Annotated in this window: 20 protein-coding genes and 1 pseudogene; 11 read left to right on the forward strand and 10 right to left on the reverse strand. The window is 65.4% G+C overall.

Translation table 11 applies throughout. The features are described from left to right. Positions 1–104 precede the first annotated feature (104 nt). A complete protein-coding gene (locus tag D7316_RS20930) occupies positions 105–479 on the forward strand; it encodes a DUF2255 family protein (protein WP_124709966.1) in 375 nt (124 codons plus the stop codon). Here the strand turns inward: D7316_RS20930 and D7316_RS20935 are convergent. Both D7316_RS20935 and D7316_RS20940 read right to left on the reverse strand, forming a co-directional pair. Beyond that, positions 451–1929: an MFS transporter gene (locus D7316_RS20935; RefSeq protein WP_232017002.1), complete on the reverse strand. Its 1479-nt coding sequence runs from the start codon at positions 1927–1929 to the stop codon at positions 451–453. The two genes, D7316_RS20930 and D7316_RS20935, sit on opposite strands and share 29 nt — an antisense overlap. After that, complete coding sequence (locus D7316_RS20940) at positions 1926–2975, reverse strand: alcohol dehydrogenase catalytic domain-containing protein (protein ID WP_124709967.1); 1050 nt, start codon at positions 2973–2975, stop codon at positions 1926–1928. Before D7316_RS20940 ends, D7316_RS20935 begins: the two co-directional genes overlap by 4 nt. 102 nt (positions 2976–3077) lie before the next feature. Between D7316_RS20940 and D7316_RS20945 the strand changes: the two genes are divergently transcribed. Next, positions 3078–3971, forward strand: a complete 894-nt coding sequence (locus D7316_RS20945) for a helix-turn-helix transcriptional regulator (protein ID WP_124709968.1) — start codon at positions 3078–3080, stop codon at positions 3969–3971. Here the strand turns inward: D7316_RS20945 and D7316_RS20950 are convergent. Beyond that, positions 3956–4558, reverse strand: coding sequence for a TetR/AcrR family transcriptional regulator (locus tag D7316_RS20950; protein WP_124709969.1), 603 nt, complete (start codon positions 4556–4558; stop codon positions 3956–3958). The genes D7316_RS20945 and D7316_RS20950 overlap by 16 nt on opposite strands. 50 nt (positions 4559–4608) lie before the next feature. Between D7316_RS20950 and D7316_RS20955 the strand changes: the two genes are divergently transcribed. Genes D7316_RS20955 through D7316_RS20965 form a run of 3 tightly spaced genes read left to right on the forward strand, consistent with a single transcriptional unit; the run spans position 4609 to position 9114 of the window. Further along, a complete protein-coding gene (locus D7316_RS20955) occupies positions 4609–5724 on the forward strand; it encodes a hypothetical protein (RefSeq protein WP_124709970.1) in 1116 nt (371 codons plus the stop codon). A 10-nt stretch (positions 5725–5734) separates the two neighbouring features. Further along, the gene (locus D7316_RS20960; protein ID WP_124709971.1) at positions 5735–6724 is read left to right on the forward strand and encodes a TIGR03617 family F420-dependent LLM class oxidoreductase; all 990 of its coding nucleotides are present in this window, start codon (positions 5735–5737) and stop codon (positions 6722–6724) included. A 5-nt stretch (positions 6725–6729) separates the two neighbouring features. After that, complete coding sequence (locus D7316_RS20965) at positions 6730–9114, forward strand: PEP/pyruvate-binding domain-containing protein (protein ID WP_124709972.1); 2385 nt, start codon at positions 6730–6732, stop codon at positions 9112–9114. A gap of 11 nt (positions 9115–9125) precedes the next feature. On the opposite strand, the gene D7316_RS20970 is transcribed toward D7316_RS20965, so the two are convergent. From D7316_RS20970 to D7316_RS20985, 4 genes are read right to left on the reverse strand one after another with little or no spacing between them, the layout of a single operon-like run. After that, positions 9126–9485 (reverse strand): nuclear transport factor 2 family protein, encoded by a 360-nt coding sequence (locus D7316_RS20970; RefSeq protein ID WP_124709973.1) that lies wholly within the window; start codon positions 9483–9485, stop codon positions 9126–9128. 31 nt (positions 9486–9516) lie between these two features. After that, entirely contained in the window at positions 9517–9795 is a 279-nt protein-coding gene (locus tag D7316_RS20975; protein WP_232017003.1) for a hypothetical protein, read from the reverse strand. 49 nt (positions 9796–9844) lie between these two features. Beyond that, positions 9845–11689 (reverse strand): AMP-dependent synthetase/ligase, encoded by a 1845-nt coding sequence (locus D7316_RS20980; protein ID WP_124709975.1) that lies wholly within the window; start codon positions 11687–11689, stop codon positions 9845–9847. A 44-nt stretch (positions 11690–11733) separates the two neighbouring features. Continuing rightward, positions 11734–13755: a flavin-containing monooxygenase gene (locus tag D7316_RS20985; protein WP_232017004.1), complete on the reverse strand. Its 2022-nt coding sequence runs from the start codon at positions 13753–13755 to the stop codon at positions 11734–11736. Between the two features lie 254 nt (positions 13756–14009). On the opposite strand from D7316_RS20985, the gene D7316_RS20990 reads away from it, so the two are divergent. Continuing rightward, a complete protein-coding gene (locus D7316_RS20990) occupies positions 14010–15212 on the forward strand; it encodes an acyl-CoA dehydrogenase family protein (protein ID WP_124709977.1) in 1203 nt (400 codons plus the stop codon). After that, positions 15209–16348, forward strand: coding sequence for an acyl-CoA dehydrogenase family protein (locus D7316_RS20995; RefSeq protein WP_124709978.1), 1140 nt, complete (start codon positions 15209–15211; stop codon positions 16346–16348). The genes D7316_RS20990 and D7316_RS20995 overlap by 4 nt, the downstream gene beginning before the upstream one ends. A 54-nt stretch (positions 16349–16402) precedes the next feature. Here D7316_RS20995 and D7316_RS21000 read toward each other — a convergent pair whose 3' ends face one another. Continuing rightward, complete coding sequence (locus tag D7316_RS21000; RefSeq protein WP_124709979.1) at positions 16403–17557, reverse strand: CaiB/BaiF CoA transferase family protein; 1155 nt, start codon at positions 17555–17557, stop codon at positions 16403–16405. Beyond that, positions 17554–18870 carry an oxygenase MpaB family protein gene (locus tag D7316_RS21005; protein ID WP_124709980.1) on the reverse strand — a complete coding sequence of 439 codons (1317 nt, stop codon included), beginning with the start codon at positions 18868–18870 and terminating at the stop codon, positions 17554–17556. Before D7316_RS21005 ends, D7316_RS21000 begins: the two co-directional genes overlap by 4 nt. 162 nt (positions 18871–19032) lie before the next feature. On the opposite strand from D7316_RS21005, the pseudogene D7316_RS27740 reads away from it, so the two are divergent. The 3 genes and pseudogenes from D7316_RS27740 to D7316_RS21020 form a co-directional block, all read left to right on the forward strand. Next, a pseudogene (locus D7316_RS27740) lies at positions 19033–19218 on the forward strand (nitroreductase family protein); the annotation flags it as partial. Between the two features lie 286 nt (positions 19219–19504). Continuing rightward, positions 19505–20365 carry an alpha/beta fold hydrolase gene (locus D7316_RS21015; RefSeq protein WP_124709981.1) on the forward strand — a complete coding sequence of 287 codons (861 nt, stop codon included), beginning with the start codon at positions 19505–19507 and terminating at the stop codon, positions 20363–20365. A 7-nt stretch (positions 20366–20372) separates the two neighbouring features. After that, a complete protein-coding gene (locus D7316_RS21020) occupies positions 20373–21668 on the forward strand; it encodes a TetR/AcrR family transcriptional regulator (protein WP_124709982.1) in 1296 nt (431 codons plus the stop codon). A 31-nt stretch (positions 21669–21699) separates the two neighbouring features. Here the strand turns inward: D7316_RS21020 and D7316_RS21025 are convergent, their stop codons facing one another. Beyond that, the gene (locus tag D7316_RS21025; RefSeq protein ID WP_124709983.1) at positions 21700–22512 is read right to left on the reverse strand and encodes an enoyl-CoA hydratase/isomerase family protein; all 813 of its coding nucleotides are present in this window, start codon (positions 22510–22512) and stop codon (positions 21700–21702) included. Positions 22513–22681: 169 nt separating this feature from the next. Between D7316_RS21025 and D7316_RS21030 the strand changes: the two genes are divergently transcribed. Then, positions 22682–24073, forward strand: coding sequence for an aldehyde dehydrogenase family protein (locus tag D7316_RS21030; RefSeq protein ID WP_124709984.1), 1392 nt, complete (start codon positions 22682–22684; stop codon positions 24071–24073). Positions 24074–24082 lie beyond the last annotated feature (9 nt).

The raw sequence follows: 24082 nt of genomic DNA on the forward strand, positions 1-24082 counted from the left end.
GGAAGTCTGGAGGAGTGTCCACCGGGCCAGGTACCGGCAGTACCTCCCACGGTTGCGCTGACGGGCCTATCTTGTGGACTACACCAACGGAAGGATTGTCGACGATGACCTGGACCGACGACGAACTCAACCGGATCGGCGAGGCCGACGAACTGCAGGTCTCCTCGTACCGCTCGGATGGCACGCTGCGGCCGTTCGTCACGATCTGGGTGGTGCGAACGGGCGACAACATCTACATCCGGTCGGCATACGGACGCGAGAACGGATGGTACCGACGTGCGTTGACCAGCGGCCGAGGGCAGATCCGGGCCGGCGGAGTCGAGAAGGATGTCACCTTTGTCGAACCTGCCGAAGATGTGCACCCGACCCTGGACGCCGCATATCACGACAAGTACGACCGATACGGGCAGAAGATCGTCGGCACGGTGGTCGCGCCCCACGGCGTCGGCGTCACGCTTCGTCTCGAACCGGAGGCCTGATCCGGCCGACCCGGAAACGCGCTGTCGGCATCAGGACGAGGATGACGACGGCCAATGCGACCGCGAGCAGGATGCTGCCACCGGTGAGCGCGACCCCGACGCGGTGGGTGACCGACGCGGCGCCACCGAGCCCATCCCCGGCATCGGCAGAGATCGCGACAAGAATGCCCAGGCCGAACGCCATACCCAGTTGGTGGGCGGTGTTGAGCAGTCCCGACGCCGCGCCGGCATCAGACGCGTCGACCCCTGCGATACCGGCGTTGGTCAACGGCGCGAACACCAGGCCCTGCCCCGCGCCGATCAGGACCATGGGCAGCGCGACCGCCGACAGGTAGGTGTCACCTGGCCCGACACGGCTCAGCCAGAACATGCCCGCCAGTGAGCCGATCATCCCGGCGAACAACAGCAGGCTGTTGGAATGACGCCTGCTCAGTCGTGGGATGGCGAGCGCCACCGCGAAATTCACGGCCGTCATCGGCAGGAACGCAAGACCGGCCTGGAAGGGAGTGAAACCCAACCCGTCCTGTAGCAGTTGGGTGGTGAAGTAGAAGAACCCGATCATCGCGCCGAGATAGAGGAACCGCACCGCATAGGCGCCGCTGCGTTCACGACTGCGGAACAGCCGCAACGGCATGATGGGTTGCCTGGCGCGCGACTCGTTGGCCACCAGGACGGTCAGCAGGACCACGCCGACGGCCAGCGCGACGATCACCCGCGAGGACGTCCAGCCGTACTCGGCGGATTCGATGACCGCGAAGACGAGGGCACCCATGCCGAGGGTGGCGCAGGCCGCGCCGATGACGTCGAAGTTGCCGCGTCGGCGTGGTGTCTCGGTCAGCACCAACCGCGCGCCGACGATCATCGCGATCGCGATCGGCACGTTGATCAGGAAGGCGGCCCGCCAGGAGACCAGATCGGTGAGCGCACCGCCGACGAGCAGACCGAGGCTCGCGCCGATCCCGGCCGTCGCGGCGTACCAGGCGACGGCCTTCTTCCGCGCTTCACCTTCGAAATATGCGGCGATCAAGGCGAGCGACGTCGGTGCGACGACGGCTGCGCCGACGCCCTGGAGCGCGCGGGCGGCGATCATGAACTCGCCGCTGGGCGCGAGCCCGATCAGCAAGGATGCGCCACCGAAGATCGCCAGACCCGCGGTGAACAGCCTGCGACGACCGACCAGGTCACCGGCACGCGCGCCCAACAGCAGCAGTCCACCGAACACCAGCGTGTAGGCATCCTGCACCCAGGAGAGCGCGGTGGGCGTGAGGCCGAGGCCGTCCCGGATGCTCGACAGCCCGGTGAAGATCACCGAGTTGTCGAGCAACACCATGAAGTAACTGATCAGGATGATCGCCAGGATCGCGGCGGTAGCTCTCGGCCCGCTCGCTTCGCTCCCGGCGCCGGTGGTCTTGGGCCCGCTCGCTGCGCTCCTGATTCCTCGGACGGTCACGGACGGACCGCGACCTTGAGCGCCTCGCGGGCATCCATCGCCGAGTACGCCTTGGGCGTCTCGTCGAGGGTCATCGTCCGATCGAACACCCTGCCCGGCACGACGCTGCCGTCGAGCACCGCGGGGAGGAGTTGGTCGATGTAGGACCGGACCGGTGCGGGTCCGCCGGTCAGGGTGACGTTGGGACCGAAGAGCGAGCCGAAGCCGACCGGTGCCTCGTCGTACTGCGGGACACCCACCCGGCTGATGACGCCGCCGGCACGGACGGCGCCGAGCGCCTGGTCGTAGGCCGGTCGATGCCCGACGGCCTCCAAGACGATGTGGCTGCCGAGCCCACCGGTCAGGTCGCGGACCTGCTCGATGCCTTCATCGCCACGGGCCGCGACGACGTCGGTGGCGCCGAACTCGCGCCCGAGGTCGGTCCGCACCTGGTGACGGCCCATCAGGATGATCTGCCCGGCGCCGAGCTGGCGGGCCGACAGGACAGCGAGCAGGCCGACAGCACCGTCGCCGATCACCGTGACCGTGCTGCCGGTGGTCACGCCGCCGCGCACAGCGGCGTGCCAGCCGGTGCCGTACACGTCGGAGAGAGTGAGCAGTGAGGCCAGCAATGCGTCGTCGGCGGTCTCGTCGATCGGTGCCTTCACCAGGGTCCCGTCGGCGAGTGGGACACGAACCGCTTCGGCCTGGGCGCCGGCCGTACCCAGCTCGGCGTCGCTCCAGAAGCCGCCGTGCAGGCAGGATGTCTGCAGCCCGGCGCGGCAGAACTCGCACGTCCCGCACGAAACGGCGAACGGTGAGATGACGAAGTCCCCCACGCCCAGTGTTGTGACGTCGGCGCCGACGGCCTCGACGACGCCGATGAACTCGTGGCCCATCGGCGAACCGCCCGGGGTGGCCGGCATGGAGTGGTAGGGGTGGAGGTCGCTGCCGCAGACGCAGGCGCGGACCACCCGCACCAGAGCGTCGGTCGGCTGCTGAATGCTCGGATCGGGTACGTCGACGACGCGGACGTCGCCCGCGCCGTACATGTAAGTCGCTTTCATGACACCCAGTCGACCGCGATCACGCGAGCGCGGGGAGTCACCATCGTTCCGGGTACTGCCAGTACCTCCCTGGCCTGCGGCATCGTGCCTACCCTGGCATACATGGGTACCACCGACCTGCGCACTCAGATCCGCGAGTTCCTGAGCTCGCGGCGCGCACGCATCACCCCCGATCAGGCGGGGCTGCCGGCCTACGGCAGCAACCGTCGCGTCAAGGGACTGCGCCGTGAGGAGGTGGCGATGCTCGCCGGGGTCTCGGTCGACTACTACGTCCGGATGGAACGCGGCAGTCTGGCAGGTGCGTCGGACAGCGTGCTCGCCTCGCTCGCCGACGCCCTGCAGCTCGACGAAGCCGAACGTGATCACCTTTATGCACTTGCCCGGCAGTCGCAGACCGGTGCGGGGACGCGTCGTGCGCGGACTCCCGCCTCCACGGTTCGCCCGGCCATTCAGCAGGTACTCGACGCCATCTCCGACGCGCCGGCCTGGGTGCGCAACGGACGTCACGACATCGTCGCGATGAATCAACTTGCGCGCGCACTCTATTCACCCGTGCTCGCCGACCCTCGGCGCCCCGCCAACACGACTCGTTTCGTGTACCTCCAGCCGGAGGAGGCGGAGGCGTTCTTCGTCGACTATGACCAGATCGCGAGAGATGCGGCCGCGATGCTCCGGCTCGAGGCCGGGCGAAACCCGAACGACAAGGCCCTGATCCAACTCGTCGGTGAGTTGTCCACGCGCAGTGAACTCTTCCGACAACGGTGGGCATCGCAGGACGTCCGGTTCCATCGCAGCGGACGCAAGCGGCTCAACCATCCGATCGTCGGGCAACTCGACCTCGACTTCGAGGGAATGGAACTGCCGTCAGAACCCGGCCTGTACCTGAACATCTATACCGCCGCGGCCGGCACACCCACAGCCGACGGCCTCACATTGCTGGCGTCCTGGGCGGCCAGTCAGGACCAGATCGACACCGAACATCACGCGGTCGGGTGAGGCCAGCGCTCGGTGATCAACTCGGTCATCTCGTCCACCCAGGTGTCGTCGAGGGCCGCGTCGTGGCGGATGAGGATGCGAAAGATCGCGGTGCCTGCGACGACTTCGGCAAGCATGGGTAGTTGGTCATCGTCGCGGCGGCCCTGACCGAATCGGGATTCGAAAGCGGTCAGGTTGCCGGCCAATCTCGCGATCATCATCGTGTGGACCTGGGGATCGGCGACGGTGTCGGCGATCAGACCCGGTAGTGCCAACCGGACTTCGGGGCTGTCGAACATCGCGCGCACTGTCTCGACGAGTGCCCGGATGTCTTCGCGCACATCACCGGACCCGTCCGGCGCGGGAATCGACTCGGCCGACAGCACCGCTTCGTGGACGAGTTGCGCTTTGCCGGACCATCGCCGGTAGATCGCGGCCGTGGTGGTCCCGGCGCGGGCGGCGATCGCCGACAGCGACAGAGCCGAGTAGCCCGTCTCGACGATCAACTCTCGGGTGGCCGAGATGATCGCGGCATCGATGCGGCCGTCACGGGGCCGCCCCGGCGACGGGGTGGACCTATTGCCATCGTCGGGGCTTTCTGCTGTCATGAGGTCATCGTAATACCAATACAGCATGCATCGTATTTGAGGGAGAGTCTGTGAAGCTGAGCCCGCTCGACGAGTATCCGATTCATCAGACGCCGGCACCGGTGAGTTGGCCGGCGACCTCGGATCGGAACTTCTACGACCGGTCGTACTTCAACGTGCTCGATCGGGGCGGTCGTTTCATGGCGCTCACCGGAATCGGCTACTACCCGCGCCTGGGCGTCAAGGACGCATACTTCGTGGTCCGTCGCGGCGACACCCAGACCGCGGTGCACCTGAGCGACGCCATCGACGACGACCGCCTGCACCAGCACGTCAACGGCTACCGTCTCGACGTCGTCGAACCGTTGCAGGAGATGCACCTGACCCTGGCCGAGACCGAGGGCATCTCCGCCGACCTGACCTGGCGTGGGCTGTTCCCCGCATCCCTCGAGCAGCCGCACCACATGGTGACCGAGCGTCGGGTGACGTTGCAGGCGAGCCGCTTTGCGCAGGTCGGGACATGGCAGGGCTGGATCGACGTCGACGGCGAGCGGCTGAACGTCGATCATGACACCAGTGTGGCGAGCCGAGATCGATCCTGGGGAATCCGGCCGGTCGGCGACGCGGAACCGGCCGGCCGGCCGGATACGTCATTCCGCGGTATGTGGTGGCTGTACCTGCCACTGGCCTTCGACGACTATCAACTGTTCCTGATCCTGCAGGAGGATCCGGACGGCCGCCGCAGCCTCTACGACTGCACCCGCCGCTGGCGCGACGGCCGCGTCGAACAATTGGACGGGGTACGGGTCACCATCCACTACACGCCCGGCACCAGGATCCCCCACGGCGCCCACGTCGAGTTCATGAACCGTGCGGGCGATCGGATTCAACTCGATGTCGAGTCGAAGCTGTTCGCACCCATCGCATTCGGTTCGGGCTACGGAGGTGACTCCTCCTGGGCGCACGGCACCTGGAAGGACGGGGCGTTCACCGAACGCGTCACATTCGATCTCACCGACCCCGAGGTCATGGCCCGAGCGCCGTTCAGCCTCATCGACCATGTAGGCACAGCGGTGTGTACCGAACCCGACGGACAGACCCGCGAGGGTGCGGGCCTGTTCGAGCACGGTGTCATCGGCCCGCACCATCCGTCGGGATTCGCCGACTGGACCGATGTGGCGGGCTAGGGGCGACGACATGAAGATCATGACAGCGCTGTTCAGTCCCACCGGCGCGGTCGAACGCGCCGCAGCACTCCAGGAAGCCGGCGCCTCCGGGGTGTTCACGTTCGAGGGTCCGCACGATGTGTTCACCCCGCTGGTGTCGGCGTCGGCGGTCAACGGTCTCGACGTGATGTCCAACGTCGCGATCGCGTTTCCACGCAACCCGATCCAGCTCGCCCATCAGGCCAACGATCTCCAACTCCTGTCCGAGGGTCGGTTCATCCTCGGGCTGGGCACGCAGGTGCGCGCGCAGATCGAGAAGCGCTACGGCGCCGAGTTCGACCACCCCGTCGCGCGGATGACGGAAATGGTGGGGGCGCTCCGTGCGATCTTCGCTACCTGGAATGACGGTGAACGGCTGGACTTCCGCGGCGAGTACTACCGCCACACCTTGATGACGCCGACGTTTGTCCCGGGGCCGAATCCGTACGGGCCGCCGCCGATCTATCTCGGGGCCTTGGGGCCGAGGATGACCCGGGCGACCGCTGAGGTGGCCGACGGACTGCTGGTGATGCCGTTCGGTTCGAAGCGGTTTCTACACGAGACGACGCTGCCGTGCGTGCGAGAGGGACTGGCCGCCGCCGGACGGAGTGCCGACGACTTCGAGGTGGTGCCCGAGATCATCGTGTCGGTCGACCCCGGCGCCGACACAGACCATACCTCGACCCGAATGCTGTTGGCGTTCTACGGTTCCACGCCGGCGTATCGACCGGTGCTCGACGCCCACGGTTGGGGTGATCTGCAGCCCGAACTCAACACCATGTCCAAACAGGGACGCTGGCAGGAGATGGCCACCCTCATCGACGACGAGATCCTGCACACCATCGCCGCCTGCGGTACCCCGAAGGAGGTGGCCGCACACATCCGTGACCGGGTCGACGGCGTCTCGGACCGGATCTGCCTGTATCAGCCGGGACCGATCGGTGTCGACGCACTCGCCGAGATCGTCGACGAACTGCGGTGATTCCCATGACGCCCAGCACCATCGAACTCGACGACGTCACCGACGACCGGTACGGCGGCAAGGCGGCCGGACTCGCCCGACTGCGCCGTCTCGGCCTGCCGGTGCCCGGGGGATTCGTGATCGCCGACGTATCAGCACCCGGTGCGATCGACGACGCCGCCACCCGGTTCGCCGAGATGATTGCTGCCGGTGCCACTCCGGTGGCGGTGCGGTCCTCGGCAGTCGGGGAAGACGGCGGCGACCAGTCCTTTGCCGGGCAATACGACACGGTCCTCGACGTGGGCTCCGCCGACGACTTTGCCGCCGCCGTGCGCACATGCGCTGCCTCGGTGCACTCCCGACGGGCCGCGTCCTACCGCGACGAACCCGCAGCCGTCATGCATGTGGTGGTTCAGCAGATGGTCGATGCTCGGGCCGCCGGAGTGGTGTTCACCGCCGATCCCACCACCGGCCGGCGCGACCTCATGGTGATCGACGCCGTCGCCGGACTCGGTGAGGCCCTGGTGGACGGGACCGCCTCACCCGATCACCTCATCCTGGATGCGAGCGGCGCCCTGGTGGTGAACGAGGTCACCTCGCCACCGGTTCTGTCGCCAGAGGACCTCGCGGACATCCGATCCGGCGCCCAGCGGGCTGCCCGCCATTGGGGCAGGCCCATGGATCTCGAATGGGCGATCGACCGAGCCGGCAAGCTGTGGTGGCTGCAGGCCCGCCCGATCACGACGCTGCCCGGCGATCTCAACGAGATGGATTCGCCGGTCGCCGGCGCCGACCATGTGTATACGCGTTGCAACATCGGCGAGATGATGCCGGGGGCATTCTGTCCACTGACCGCGTCGGTGTCCGGCTACGCCATCGACTACGCGATGCAGATGACACAGGTGGTGGCCCGCGCCCAGACCGGCTACGAGACACCGTGGTTGCAGGTCGGCTACTTCTACGGCCACATGTTCCTGAACCTCACCGAGGGCACCGGACTGAGCTCAGGGATCCTGGGCAACTCCCTGGAGCAGTTCTCCATGTCTATCTGCGGGCGGGTGATCGACGAGCTGACACCCAAACCGCCGCAACCATTCCACCGGAAACTGGTCAACACGGTAAGGCTCACCACGCACGCGCTGTCGGTGGGTCCGAAGGTCCGGCGTCTGGACGAACAGATCGCCGGGTTCCGGATACCGACCGGTGACGATCCGCGAGTAGTGCTGCAGCAGTTGGAATCCGGCGTCGAGCTTTACTGCGACGTGACGTTGACTCACGTGCGGTCGTCGTCCCGCGCCGCGGTGGCGGCCAACGTTCTCGAGAGCGTGCTGACCCGTCAGGCGATCAAGGACGGGCGCGGTGAAGACGACGGTCGTGCCGAGGCGACTCGGCTCATGGCCGGCGCCAGCGACGTCGAGAGCGCGCTCATGCTCGAAGAACTCGACGCAGTGGTGCGCTCCATCTCAGCCGACTCCGCGGCCACCGAGGCGTTTCTCTCGGCGACTGCGGAGGACGCGGTCGCCGAGTTACGGGTGACCGACAGCGTGAGCGGTATCGCGTTGCAGCGGTTCTTGTCTCGTCATGGTCATCGCGGCTACCGCGAGCTGTGCATGCGGGATCCATCGTGGGCCGAGGACCCCGCAGGTCTGGGTGCCATGATGCAGGTCATGGTGCGCTCCGCGCTCGATCGGCCCGGCCGCGCACCGGTGCAGACCGAGGTCACACTGCCCGGGTCCGCGACCATCCGCCGGCTGGCCGGATTGGCACAGCGTGGCGCGCGTGGACGCGAAGAGACGAAATCGAAGATGGCGCTGATGGCGCACCGGCTCAAGCGGGGCTACCGCCACCTCGGCCAGATTCTCGCCGACGAAGGTCGTCTGCCCGATGCCGATCTGGTGTTCTTCTTCGACCGTGCGGAACTGGGTCGAGTCGTCGGTGCCGAGGATGTTGCCGATCTCGTGCACCATGCGCTGGCGCGGCGAGAAGGGTTGGCATTCCAGGCGGCCCTCGAGTTCGACGACGTTTCGGTGGGGCGGCCGACGCCCCGCGTGACGCTGCCGCAGCTCGGGGCCACCGGCGATCAGATCGTCGGACGCCCGGCCAGTAGGGGCGTGGTGGAAGGCGTGGTACGAGTGGCGAAATCGATTGTCGATGCGCGTGATGTGCGGCGTGGGGAGATCCTGGTCGCGCCGGTCACAGACGTCGGCTGGACGCCGTACTTCACGGTCATCGCGGCACTCGTCACCGACATCGGCAGCTCGGTGTCCCACGGGGCTGTCGTGGCGCGCGAGTACGGCTTGCCCTGCGTGGTCAACACCCTGGTGGCGACCCGGGTCCTCCAGACCGGCGACCGCGTACGGGTGGACGGGGATCGAGGTCTGGTCACGCGGTTGGATCCGGTCGTGGGTTAGCTCGCCCGCGTTCAGGTGAGCACTGTGAAGAGTCTCGCGATCTTCCCGTCTTCGATCAGCGCCACGTCGAAGCCCGACGCGATCACGGTGTCGGAGCCGGGCGCGACGACGCTCCACGCCAGGTGGCCCATCCCCGGAACCTGATGTATCGGACCGGCTTTGACAAAGTCGAGGCCGTTGAGTGGCCCATCGAGGAGCGCGTCGACCTTGGCGGAGATCTGCTCGTGTCCGGTCACCGTGCCCTCGGCGTCGGTGAAGACGACATCGGGGGTGTAGGTGCGGGCAATCGCGTCCCGTCGACGATCGTGGTCACGTTCTCCGAACACCTCGAGGAGGTTGGCCTCCATCAGGCGGGTGATGTCGTCACTCATGTGTCCTCCGGTCGGCCGTCTGGAACGCAGGCTATCGCAGGTGTTGGGCCTGCGCACTCGCTCCCGCGGATAATCGGCTCTTCAGATATAGACAGTCGAACCGCCCGTGGCACTCGGCGAACGACAGCACCTCGTCGAGCTCGGTATTCCAGTGCGGGTCGGAACCCAGCGCGCGCAACCAGAGGGTGTCGAGATAGACCGCATCTCCGTCGACGAAGCCGATGCTGCGCGCCCGCAGGCGTGCCCCGGTGTCGTCCGGGGAGAGCGAGGTGACGACATCGATCCGCCGAAGATCTCTTCTCTCAGTCACTGTGACGGTGCGCGCACTGATGCGGATGACCATGTCCCCACCACCCGGTTCACTGCGCCGGCCGCGCATAGATGTCGTCGATGATCGTCGCGTACTTTGCCGCCACGCCTCGGCGTTTCAACTTCATCGTCGGCGTCAACTCGTCGGAGTCGGGCAGCCACTCGGCCGACAGGAGACGATACCGCTTGATCTGCTCGACCCGCGACAACTGGGCATTCGCCTTCTCGACAGCGTCTTCGATCTCCGCGACGAGGGCTGGATCGGCGACCAGATCCGACGGTGCGGCACCCTCTAGCCCATGCGAGGCGGCGAAGGTTCGGAGGGCATCCGGGTCGAGCACCACCAGGGCCACGTTGTAGGGCCGCTGGTCACCGATCACGCATGCTTGACCGATCAGCGGTGATGCACTCTTCAGCTTGCTCTCGATGTTGACCGGCGACATGTTCTTGCCGGCCGCGTTGATGATGAGTTCCTTCTTCCGATCGACGATCGTGACCCAGCCGTCGTCGTCGATCGTCGCGATGTCTCCGGTATGGAGCCAGCCGTGGTCGTCGATCGCCTCGGCGGTCTTCGCCGGGTCGCGTCGATAGCCGCGCATGACATGGGGCCCGCGCAAGAGGAGTTCGCCGTCGGCGGCCAGCTTGGCCTCGGTGCCCGGCTGTGCCAGTCCGACTTTGCCCACCCTGATATCGGTGGGGATGTTGGTGAAACCGAGGGCTCCGGTCTCGGACATGCCGAAGCCTTCTTGCAACGGCAGGCCGATTGCCAGGAAGAACTCGTGCACGGCCGGCGCGATCGGCGCCGCTCCTGTCATCAGGAGTTCGACGCGGTCGAATCCGAGTTGCGTTCGGAGTGCGGCGAAGATTTGTTCGTCGGCCAGTGATGCTCCGGTGGCGAGATCGGGCGGTACGCTCTCACCTCGCTGTTCGAGACGGACCATGGTCTCTGCGGCATCAATCGCTGCGAGGGTGGGAGTCCGCTGTTCTTCGGGCAGTGCGGAGAACCGAGCCAGCAAGGCGGAGCGCAGCTTCTCCCATATCCGTGGGACACCCAGGAACCACGTCGGATGAGCGTCTGCGACCGCAGCGAAGACGGTGCTCGCATCCTTGACGGTGGTGATCGGCCAACCGGTCACCGTGGCAAGGTAATGCGAGAACACCCGATCCGCCGCGTGGGCGGTCGGCAGATACGAGATCGCGGCCCCGTCGGCCACGAACGGAAACCGGATGTTGCACGTGTGCATCACGAACATCAGGTTCGCGTGGGTGAGTTCGACGCCCTTGGGGGCGCCTGTGGTGCCGGAGGTGTAGATCAAGGTTGCGAGAGCGGTGGGTTCGACGGCACGCCAGGTGGCCTCGAAGTCGAACTCCGCGGGACGACGTCGGCGCAACTCGACCAATGACAAGGACTGCGCGGCACCGATACTGCGGCTCTCGGCGTCATCGTCGACTACGACCACATGCTTCAGTTGCGGTGCCGCCGTGCGTCCGAGGACATCGAGAAATGCGTCTGCAGTCACGACCACCGCATTCCCGGCGTTGCCGAACAGGTAGCTGATCTGAGCGGGCGCGGAAGTCAGGTAGATGGAGAACGGCGTGGCACCCAGGTGTAATACTGCCATGTCGACGATGTGGAACTCCGGGCTGTTCGGCAGCATGATCGCGACGGTGTCACCCCTCGTGACACCGAGGTCGGCCAGTCCGGCTGCGACTTCTTCGACCGCACAGGCATAGTCACGCCAGGTGAGCGTTCGGTTCTCCCCGAACGCGAGCAGTGCGGGGCTCGCGCCGCGGGCCGCTGCGGTCGCCTGAAATGCTCCGACAAGCGTGGTCTCGGCGATCCCGGGCGCGGTGGTCGTGATGGCGGATTCCGCGGTATCTGCTGTCTGGGTCATGCTGGCCTCGTGTCGTTGATTGTGAACCGATCGAAATCAGTGTTCTATTGCGCGGGTATGGATTCGGCGTCAGCGTCGACGACCCCGAGGGACGGCGAGCCGTCGAGTAGGAAGTCGTCGAGGTGCGGTCGGTGAACGCGTCGCCAGTAATCGACGTATCGCCACGGGCTGTTGGTGACGATTCTTCCACCGGCGTTCCGGTAGTAGGTCGTCGTTCCGCCGAAGTCCCAGACGGTATGGGCCAGCGCCTCGTCGAGTTCGGCGTTGTAGTCGTCATGAACATCTTGACGGACTTCCACCGTGGACAGCTCGTCGTCGACCATCGCACTGATGAGGGCGGTGACGTGCTGTATCTGCATCTCGGTACCGGCGATGACCGTTCCGCCGTGTCCGGTATTCGTGTTGGGGCCATACAGACAGAAGAAGTTCGGGAAGCCGGGGATCGAGATTCCCAGATGTGCCCGCCCGTCTCCCTCTCCCCAGACGTCCCGGAGCGCCTTTCCGTCGCGACCGCGAACAGACAACGACGCCAGGACGTCGACAGCCTTGAACCCGGTGGCCAGAACGAGGACATCGGCGTCGAACTCGGATCCATCGGCCGTACGGATGCCGGTCGCGGTGATCGATTCGATGCCTTCGGTCACCAGTTCCACATTGTCACGTGTGAGGGCCCGGAACCAGCCGGCATCGATCAGCAGGCGCTTTCCATACGGTGGGTAGTCCGGCAGGCTCTTGGCGAGAAGATCGGGGTATCCAGCCAATTCGTGTTCGATATACGTGGTGAGAAGTGCTCGGAGCCGATCGTTGGCCTTGTTGACCGCTCTACCGAGATGCGGATAGTCGGGGTCGACCTGGAGCAACTTCCACACCTTGTCGCCCATGCGCCAGAACAGACGGACTCGGTACCACGCGAGGTAATAGGGAACGTGTCGATTGAGAAAGTGGAGAGATTCAGGGACGTCGGCGCCCTTCAATGGATGCGGCATCGCCCATTGCGGTGTCCTCTGAAAGACGGTGACCTTGTCGGCGATCTCTGCGCTTGCAGGCACGAACTGCATTGCACTGGCGCCTGTTCCGATCACCGCGACGCGTTTGCCGGCGAGTTGGATGGTCGGATCCCATGTGGCGGTGTGCAGAGCAGGTCCGGTGAAGTCTTCGAGTCCGGGCAGACTGGGGACACTCGGTTGATTGAGGAGTCCGACCGCGCTGATGACGACGTTGGCGTCGAGAACCTCGGGTTCGCCGTCCCCGGCGGCCGGACCGATCGTCACCGACCATCGTTCTGACTCCTCGTCGAACTCTGCCGTGTGTACCAGCGTGCCGAAACGACTGTGATCGAGGACCCCGTGACGCTCAGCGAGTGCACGCCAGTAGTCCGCCAGCTCCTGCTGCGGCGCAAAGTAACTGGACCAGTCCGGCTTCGGGTCGAAGGAGAGTGCGTAGAGATAGCTCGGGGTGTCGACTCCACATCCCGGATAGACGTTCTCGTGCCAGGTGCCGCCGACCGTATCGTTCTTGTCGATGAGTAGGTAGTCGATGCCGGCCTGACCGAGTCGGACGGCCATCGCGAGGCCAGAGATGCCCGCACCGACGATGATGACCCGGAAGCCCTCCCGGGGTGTTCGTATGGGCTCCGAGTGGCGTGGGTAGACACCCATCTCCTCGCCGAGCAACTGACCGTAGCCGTCGGGGATGGGCTCAGCCAGCATCACCGACAGAACGCGCGCAAGACGTTCTGGATTCGTCGAGGATTCGCGCGTCGACAGTTTGCCGTCGCGCCATGCGAGCAGCGCATCGGCGGCTTCGACGCGGATCTGCTGTGCCGTTTCCTCGTCGAACCCGCCCATGTCGTGATCGCCGAGATCTTTCGGAGCTGTTGGCAGGTAGGGCTGTTCGATCCATCGATCGTCGCCGGTCAACAGGGCCAGCGAACCGAGGAGGGTCGGCAGATTCGCGTTCGCGAGGGCCGCGTGGAGCTCGTCGTCGCCGAAGTCGGCGCTCGGTTCAAAAGCGCCCGCCGGTCGACCGCCGGACAGGGATTCGCTGTGAGGTCTGGACTCCGCCATACATCTGACCATACAATCTGTTCAGACGTGGTGTCAATCACATCGCGTTGCTGCAGAGTCGAGCGGCGGAAGCCGCGGAGAGTGGAGACCCCATGACATTGGTTCGCCGCGCGACCCGGTCGTCGCCGCGATCGAACCGACGTCGTCATCGTCGACGAAATTCCGCTCACCCGTTGGTATCGGCCCGACCATGCCGCGCTCAAGCGGAAGCTGAAGGCCTTGCGGCACTGACTGATACATAGTGTATGGATAGGATGTATGTTACTGGCATGAATGATTCTCCGAGTTCTCGGCGCACCGTCTTCGATGACGAGCACGAGGCGTTCCGCGACAGCTTCCGCACCCTTCTTCACCGTCGGGTGATTCCCGAATACGACAAATGGGAAGCCGACGGCCTGGTGCCTCGCGAGGTATTCGTCGACGCCGGTGCCCACGGCTTCCTCGGTATGGCGGTCGATGACGAGTTCGGCGGGGGAGGTGTCGATGACTTCCGTTTCAACGCCGTCATGGCTGAAGAGGTCGCCCGTGCGGGGGTGATGTCATTCGGGATCAACCTGCACAACGACATCTGCGTTCCGTACTTCATCCGCTACGCAGAGGACGAGCAGCGACGACGCTGGCTTCCCGGACTCTGCAGCGGCGAGCTCGTCGCCGCGATCGCGATGACGGAACCGGGTACCGGCTCCGATCTGGCGGGCATCACCAGTACGGCCGTCCGCAGGGGTGATCACTTCGTGCTCAACGGTGCGAAGACCTTCATCTCCAACGGGATGAACGCCGATGTGGTGATCGTCGCCGCCCGAACCGACAACGGCGCGAATCGACATGGCGGGCTGACTCTGTTCGTCGTCGAGCGCGACATGGCCGGCTTCTCTCGGGGACGCAATCTGGAGAAGATCGGAATGCACGCACAGGACACAGCCGAGTTGTTCTTCGACGACGTCGAGGTTCCGGTGTCCAACGTTCTCGGTGAGGTGAACGAGGGCTTCCGCTATCTGGTGTCCAATCTGCCGCAGGAACGGATGACGATCGCCGTGGCGAGCGCTGCTGCCGCGGCCACAGCTGTTGATCTGGCCGTCGACTACGTCTCGTCGCGAAAAGCATTCGGACGACAGCTCTCCGCGAACCAGAACACCCGATTCACGCTTGCCGACGCTCACGTCCAGACCGAGGTGGTCAGAAGCTTTGTCGACGACTGCTTACGTGCCCACGTGGCCGGGGAACTCGGTGCCGACCGTGCCGCCATGGCGAAGCTCGCGGCGACCGAGGTACAGGGCCGAGTGGTGGACAAATGTCTCCAGATGTTCGGCGGATACGGATACATGGCGGAGTATCCGATCGCACGTGCGTATGTCGATGCCCGTGTGCAGCGGATCTATGGGGGGACCAGCGAGATCATGAAGGAGATCATCGGCAAGTCCCTGTTCGACGGTGTCGGTCGGGGGGCAGCCTCGTGAAGCGGACGATATTCGAACCAGAGCACGAGCAATTTCGCGAGTCGGTGCATGCGTTCCTGCTGAAAGAGGCCGTCCCCCAAACGAAGCGATGGGAAGAGCGCGGAGAGGTCGATCGCGACTTCTGGACGGCGGCTGCAGAGCAGGGCATGGTCGGCTTCGCCGCGCCGGAAGAGTACGGCGGGGCCGGACTCCGGGACTTCCGCTTCAACGCGGTGCTGAACGAGGAAGTGGTACGAACCGGAACGGTCGGAGACGGATTCTCACTGACCAATGACATCGTGCTCCCGTACTTCCTCGACATCGCCACCGAGGAGCAGCAGGGGAGATGGCTGCCCGGCATTGTGTCCGGTGACATCGCAATCGCGATTGCCATGTCCGAACCGGGAGCGGGTTCAGATCTCCGTGCAATCAAGACTGCGGCGGTTAAGGTCGCAGACGGCTGGAAGCTCAACGGGTCGAAGACCTTCATCACCCGCGGCATTCAGGCAGATCTGGTCATCGTTGCCGCGCGGGTACCCGAAGATTTCGGCGGCGGGCTGGGTCTGTTCGTCGTCACAGCCGGTCACGATGGCTTCGTCAAGGGACGCAAACTGGAGAAGATCGGCCGAAAAGCTCAAGACACGGCCGAGCTCTTTTTCGAAGATGTCATCGTGCCCGACTCCGATGTGCTCGGTGAGCCGGAAAAAGGGCTGTCCCTGATGATGGGCAACCTTGCCCAGGAACGACTGTCCATGGCGGTTGTGGCCGTGGCCAACGCCGAGTTCGCGCTCGAGACGTCGGTGTCGTATGGGTTGGAGCGCAAAGCGTTCGGGCAGCCTGTCGGAAGCTTCCAGGCGAACCGCTTCACCCTCGCGGAGCTGGCGACGCAGGTGTCGATCGCGCGTGTGTACGTGGACCGGTGCATCGAGGCGCAGAATGCCGGCGAGCTGACGGCCGCAGAGGCCGCAGGAGCGAAGTTCTGGACGACCGAGTTGGAGTTCTCGGCACTCGACACCTGCCTCCAGCTGCACGGCGGCTACGGCTACATGGAGGAGTACGACATCGCGCGACGCTGGCGAGACGCTCGGGTCCAGCGAATCTACGGCGGTACCAACGAGATCATGCGCGAGATCGTCGGTCGGTCTCTGGGTCTGTGATGACCTGAACGGTGGTTGCCCGGGAGGGGAGGTCGACCGGGCAACCACCAGGTCTCATTCGCTCACAACGCATCCGGATGCGCAGAGATCGTCGATCTCGTCCGTCGAGAATCCGGCTGATCGCAAGATCTCGATGGTGTCCGCACCCGGGGCACGGCGTGGCCGCGGCATGGTCGGCGGCCGGCCGTCGAAACGTGGCGCGGGCGCCGGCTGTACGACTCCGCTCACGGACGTGAATGTCCCGCGCGACACGTGGTGTGGGTGCGACACGGCTTCGGACATCGTCAGGACGGGTGCATAACAGGTGTTTCGTCCTTCGAATGCGCGATCCAGTTCCGCGCGATCGAACGAGGCGACGCGGTCTGCGAGGACCGTCCGGTACTCATCCCACCGGTCCGGGTCCAGGTGATCGTGACGCATGTCCGCGGGCAGTCCGAGCACATCGCACATCTCCGTCCAGAACTGATTCTCGATGGCTCCGATGCTGACCCAGTGACCATCCCTCGTCTGGTAGACGTCGTAGAAGAATGCGCCGGTGTCGAGGAGATTGGATCCCCGCTCCTCGACGAGTCCGCCCTCGGCGCGGTAGGAGTGAAACATCGCCATCAGCGCGGAAGCTCCGTCGATCATCGCGGCGTCGACGACGCGACCGCCACCACCCGCTCGGGCTCTGAGTATCCCGGCCACCATGCCGAATGCGAGAAACGTTCCACCACCGCCGAAGTCGCCCACAAGATTCAATGGTGGCACCGGTGGTTCGTCCTTGCGACCGATGGCGTGGAGTGCGCCGGTGAGGGCGATATAGTTGATGTCGTGCCCCGGCATCGAGGCCAGGGGGCCGGTCTGTCCCCACCCGGTCATGCGTCCGTACACGAGGTTCGGGTTGACGGTCACGCACTCATCCGGACCGATGCCGAGCCGTTCGGCGACACCGGGCCGAAACGTCTCGATGAGACCGTCGGCCCCGGCGCACAGTCGACGAACGATGCCGACTCCCGCGTCCGTCTTGAGGTCGACGGCGATGTGTTTGCGGCTGCGGAACAGGATGCCGTGACCGCCGACCGCCCAGGGGTTTCCACCCGGGCGGTCGACTGTGATCACTTCAGCGCCCATGTCGGCCAACATCATCGCGGCGAACGGGCCGGGCCCGATCCCTGCCAGCTCGATCACCCGAACGCCCTCGAGGGGCGGCCGCTCGGCGTCCGTCATGAATGCGACACCACGGGCATCGCCCCCTTGTTGGCGGCGATGTCGGCATGAACCTCATCAGGATTCGCGACCGCGGTGGCCTTGTCGGCGTGGTCGGGAAGCTTGATGGCGTCATTGAATTGACGCAACATCCCGAATGCTGTCTTCTCGTCGTCGTGCGGGAGCAGTCGACCGAGCCGGTCGGCCGCGGTGACCAGAGGTCGCACTGTCGGCAAGATGTGTCTCCAGCCGGTGCGTTCGGCGCCCAGAGCCTTCATCACGTCGTCGTCGATCCAGGTGTCGAGCAGCCCGTAGACGAGCTTCAGGCGCCGTTCGGTGGTCATGAACTTCGCCACCGGGCCGGGGAGGACCTCGACGTCGCCCGGCGGGTGTTCGACGCTGAACTTGATCACCGAGTGGACCACGTCGCGACAGAAGTCGTCCGGCGGCTGCTCGATCATGGTGTGGAAGTCCGACTTCAGCCGTGCATCCTCGTAGCCGGTGTGCAGGATCTCCTCCGGGACACCGATCACATATCCGACGTACCGGCTGAGAGCGAAGATGTCCTCGAGTTCCCGGTCACTGTAACGGATTCCCGAACTCTGCACCGCGTCGACGAACTTCACGCCGAACTGACCCGCCTGTGTCTCCATGCTGTCGAGATTGTTGATCGGGATGCCCCAGTCGGCCCAATCCCACGAATCCGAGCGACTCAGACTGTGCCGCACCGCGGCATGGATCATGCGGACCTTGGCAGTGAGCCGGAACCCTTCCTCGAATCGATCCATCCCGCCCGGGGTGTAGGCCGCAACGACGTAGCGGAAGCTCTCGACGAGTCGGGTACCGACGTGGTCGGCACTCTTGAGCCGGCCGCTGAACAACACGGGTCGGGTCGCGCTGTACATCGAGAAGCCGCCGGCGATCGTCGCCCATGCCAAGACCGGGGGCACGATGGGGCCGGCACGCCAGAAGGCCACCGCGCCACGGTAGAGCTGATCGAAATCGACCCAGTCGGGCACGTGGTCGAGTTGCTCGAAGAGCGAGACCATACCCGGTGTCGGATCGTCGATCGAGTCGATCCCGCTCTCCAGGGCACGGTCGAATGTTCGCCAGCTCGTCCTGTTGCTCTTGTCCTTGAAATCGAGCATCGCCTGGTACGCGTAGTCGTCCGCGAGCATCGCGTGGTCTGTCATCTTCTCGACGAAACCACGACCGTACATCGCGATCGCCTTGTCCTTGTTGACGATTCGACCCAGATCGATTCCCCGGGGTAGACCTTCCGGGATGTCGAGGTCGCCGCGAAAAGTTCGCCCGCCCGTCTGTGCTGCTGTCATCGCTCTCTCCCTCGCCGATTGCGGTGGGCACGGCCGGTTGTGATTGCCGTTACAGCGAGGGTAGACCGAACTGAACACTGTGTCTACACTTAATGTCTGGCTACGCGTCCAGGTCCGCCCTCACGTCGGGCGCGGACATTCCGCTGATCACGAGGGAGATCCATGCAATCAGTGCGCGGTCGAATCGACGATCAGTCCACCGATGTCCCGCGCGACCTGCTCGCCACGCGATGGAGTTGCCGGGCATTCCTGCCCTCGCCGGTGCCGCGTTCCGAGATCGAGGTGATCCTCGATCTGGCTCGCCGAACGCCGTCGTGGTGCAACACGCAGCCGTGCGGCGTCAGCGCGTCAGGCACTGCGGAACTTCGGACCGTACGGGGCGGTGGACTGCGGTCTGTTCGTCGAGAGCCTTCTCCTGGCTGCGCGCAGCCGTGGCGTCGCCACCATTCCCCTGGAGGCGCTGGCGACACAGGCCCGACCATCCGGGAGCACCTGAGAATCCCAGCAGAACGTCATGTGCTGCTCGGTATCTCGTTCGGCTATGCCGATCTCGATCAGCCGGTCAACGGATATCGCACGAACCGGCAGGAGCTGTCAGACATGACCACGTTCGTCCAGAGTTGAGGAGAAATCGATGAGCGCACGCGATGTCGTGACCGCCGACGGCGTCCGAATCCACATCCGCGAGGTCGGTGACGGCCCGGGCGTGCTGCTGATCCACGGCTGGAGTCTCAGTGGGGAGGTGTGGGACCGGCAGATACGGGTACTGGCCGAAGGAGGTCACCGCGTTGTCGCGATGGACATGCGGGGGCACGGACTCTCCGACGCCCCACTCGATGGATACGACATCGGCACGCTCACCGCCGATGCGGAAACCGTCATCGAACAGCGCGGCCTCGGGCCGGCTGCGATCGTCGGCTGGTCGCTCGGTGGGATGGTCGGCTTACGGTTGGCCCGTCGACGTCCTGACCTGGTGCGTGCTCTGGTCCTGGTCGCGTCGAACGGTGTCGCCGCGTCCCGCTTCGACTCTTTCCCGTTCGGGGTACCGGCCGAGGCGCCCCTGTCGTCGATCCTTGCGGGTGAGCACGCCCATCGGGTGTCGTTGCGCCGAAGCGCTGTCGGTGACCCGTTCAAGGACACACCTGATCCGCACGTTCTGGACTGGCTGCATCGGGTGTCGCTGCAGACGCCGAGCTGGGCCGGCGGTGCCGCGATGCGAACGCTGATGTGCACGGAACAAACCGATCTCCTGGATGGGCTCGAGGTGCCCGTGACGCAGATCGTCGGGACTGCCGACCCGGCGTTGTCGCTGCGAGGTGCGCGATGGCTTCAGGCCCGGCTCGGGAGCGTGCTCATCGAACTCGATTGCGGTCACTACCCGATGCTCGAGCGAGCAGACGAGTTCGATGATGCGCTGACCGGAGCGCTTACCGGACTTCCGACGGCGAATCCCGAGGTGAATGGCGCAGACGCCATGTCCGGACATCAAGTATGATCGTCGCATGACCCAGGGCTCTTTCGTTCGCCGACGACCCCGTGACCACGACGGGAGTTCGACCGCGGAGCTGGCGGTGTTCGACGCGACCGAGAGGCTCCTCGCCGACACGTCCCTCCAGGACCTCACTGTCGCACAGATCCTCGAGACGGCGGGGCTCTCCCGCGCGAACTTCTACCACTATTTCGCCAACAAGTACGACGTGCTCGTGGCACTGCTCGGTCGGGTGTTCGACGAGTCCTACGGGACCGATGCGCCGTGGTACACCGATCCGGGTCGAGACCGCGCCCGGCGGATGGGATCGAGTCTGGAGCAGACGCTCGAGATGTGGTCCGAACACGGCGCGGTCATCTGCGCGGTGATCGAACACATGCACAGCCAACCGTCCGTGGCCGCGGCGTGGCAGCGCATGTTCGAACGATTCGTGTCGGCAGTCGCCGAGCAGGTCACGTTCGAACGAGCCGAAGGCCGGGCACCCGACGGGCCGCCGGCCGAGATGCTCGGCGCGATGTTGGTCGGCGGAGCCGAGCGCGCGTTCTACGTCAGTTCACGCGGACTCGATGATCGGCTCCCCGCGATCGCGAGTGTCACGTCCTCGTTGAGTGCGATCAACGAGGCGGCCATCTATGGGGGGCGGACGGTACGCCGCACGGCGAAGAAGCGGGTCCCCGTCACGGCTGAACGACGCAGCGGCCGAGTGATTCCGGTCCCGGATCCGGCGGCGGACACGGAGACCGCGCAGGGCATCCTGCAGGCCATGCGCGAACTGCTCTTGTCGAGCACCCTGGCGGAACTGTCCGTGGCCTCGATCCTGAAGAAGGCGGGGATATCTCGTGCGTCGTTCTACTTCTACTTCCGGAGCAAGGAAGACGCCTTCATCGTCCTGTTCCGAGAAGCGGCAGCGGACATCGTCGCGGGACTGTCGGGGGTGGCCGACGTCGACCGCAAGGACCCGTCCGCTCTCCTCGCACAGGTCGGCAATTGGTTGAACCTCGACGGCCACGCCGGCGCGATCATCAAGAACGCCGTGCACGAATGGCCCCGACTGCCCGAATTGCGGGTCGAGTATCTGGCGGCGATGACGGCGATGGAGAGCACGCTGGAATCCATCATCGCGGCAGACCGCGAGCGGGGTATCGCCCCGCCCGGCCCGCCGGCCGGTGAGTTCACGGCCACCGTGCTGTGGACGGTCGAGCGCACAATCGCCGGATCTCTTGCGGGCGAAGCGCATCTCGACGATCTCGACGCAGTGACGGCCATGGTCGGTCAGTTCCTGTACGCCTCGATCTACGGAACCCGCTGATCGCACCCGGCTGATCGCACGTGGCTGGTCGTCACACGGACGACGACTTCGAGCCCGGCTGCTGAAACCGCTTGACGGCGCGCCGGAAGTCCGGACCGTCGACAAGCGCTGTCTGCCCGACGATCTCGGCCTCGAATGCTGCATCCAGGTGGGGCAGGAGAGCCGCGTTGAGACTGGCCTTCGTCGCCGCGTAGGCCGCCGTCGGGCCATTCGACAATTGCGTCGCGATGCGCTCGACCTGATCGGTGAACAGATCGTCGTCGACGACGGCGTCGACCATGCCCCAGGACAGAGCCGTCTCGGCATCCACCGTCTCCGCAAGCAATGCCATCCGTGTGGCACGAGTGAGACCGATGCGGGCACCCACCAGCAACGACGCGCCGGCGTCGAGTGTCAGTCCCACCCGGGAGAACGCGAGCGAGAACGAGGCCGCCCGTGCGGCGATCACGTGATCGCAGGCCAGCACAACCGAACAGCCGACGCCGACGGCGGGTCCGTTCACCGCTGCGACAACGGGTTTCGGCATCTCCCGCAGGGCGCGAATGATCGGGTTGTAGAACTGTCGGAGTTCGCTCTCGGTTCGCGGGGCGAGTCGCGTCGCGTCGGTGATCCCCTCCATGGCGATGTCCGCACCGGAGGAGAATGCTCGACCGCGTCCGGTCATGATGACGCTTCGGACGTCGGGATCCGACCCTGCCCGACGGATCGCAACGAGCAGATCCGACTGGAGCCGATCATCAAAAGCGTTGAGCGACTGGGGCCGTGACAGGGTGAGGCGCAGGACCCCCTCGTGTCCTGCGCTCTCGAGAACGTCCGTCTGATCCTTCACCGTCCAGTCCACCATCCCGTCGACCATAGATCAGACGGCATATCCATACAAGCTGTCTGACGCACACGACAACAGCGCAAGAGTGATTGACATCACGTCTGAACACTATGTATGCTCGCGCCATCCCGTCAACGGTCGTGCCGCCTCGGTGTGGTTGCGGCACAGAAGGTCACGGAGTTCACACATGAGCGTCATCGACATCTCACCCGCTGCACGATCCCTCGACTCGACGGATGATCTCGCCGTCGCGCGTTCGGCCTTCAAGAGCGGACGTACCAGGGCGCTGTCCTGGCGCGTCGCGCAACTCGAGGGGCTCCTGCGCTTCATCGACGAATGCGAGAAGGAGATCGTGGCCGCGATCGACGCCGATCTCGGGCGCGGTGCGATGGCCACGTTCATGGCCGATCTGGCGCCTGTGCGGCACGAGATCAAGCACACGCTGGCGAAGCTGGGCAGATGGATGAAGCCGGAGAGGGTCCGCATGAGTGCAGCGACATTACCGGGCAAGGCGTGGGTGGTGGCCGAGCCGAAGGGCGTCGCGCTGATTCTCGGCGCCTGGAACTTTCCGATCCTGCTCACCCTCCATCCGTTGGTGAGTTGCCTCGCAGCAGGGAACGCGGCGGTGCTGAAGCCGTCGGAGTTCGCGGAGAACACTGCGCAGCTGTTGGCCGAGCAGCTCCCACGGTTCGTCGACGCCGAAGCGGTGCGCGTCGTGATCGGCGATGCGACGGTCAGCGCATCGCTCGCCGGCCAACCCTTCGATCACACGTTCTTCACCGGGTCGACGAACGTCGGTCGCGCGGTGATGGAGGCCTGTGCGCGCAATCTGACGCCGGTGACACTGGAACTGGGCGGCAAGAGTCCGGTGATCGTGGCCGCGGATGCCGACCTCGACGTCGCGGCGCGGCGGATCGCCTGGGCCAAGTCGGTCAACGCGGGCCAGACCTGCACCGCGCCCGACTACGTCGTGGTGGAGGAATCGGTGCGACCGGCACTGGTCGAACGACTCCTTGCGGAACTGCCGCATCACGGCTCCCATGACACGACCAGGATCGTGAACGATCGGCACGTTGAGCGTCTTCAACGGGTGCTCGCCGGTCACGGTGGTGAGCAGGTCGGCGGCGTGGTCGACACGGGCAAGCGGACGGTCACGCCGGCGCTGATCACTGACCCGCGCCTCGACTCGGAGCTGATGTGCGAGGAGATCTTCGGTCCGGTTCTCCCGCTCGTCTCCGTCCGAGACCTCGACGACGCGATCGACTTCGTGAACGCACGTCCCAAGCCGTTGGCGTTGTATCTGTTCACCGAGTCGCGTGACGTGGAGCAGGCGGTGGTGGCGCGGACCTCCTCCGGATCGGTCACCGTGAACCACCTTCTCTATCACCTGCTGGTACCCGAACTCCCGTTCGGCGGTGTCGGCGGCTCGGGGATGGGCAACTATCACGGCAAGAACGGCTTCGACACCTTCAGCCATCGGAAGGCGGTCCTGCGTAAGGGGTCGCGGCCCGATCTGGCCGCGATGTATCCGCCCTACGGCCGGCCGATGCAGGCGATGATGCGTCGCCTCATGGGTTGACGCACCCTC

It is taken from the genome of Gordonia insulae (genome assembly GCF_003855095.1).
GTDB lineage: Bacteria > Actinomycetota > Actinomycetes > Mycobacteriales > Mycobacteriaceae > Gordonia > Gordonia insulae.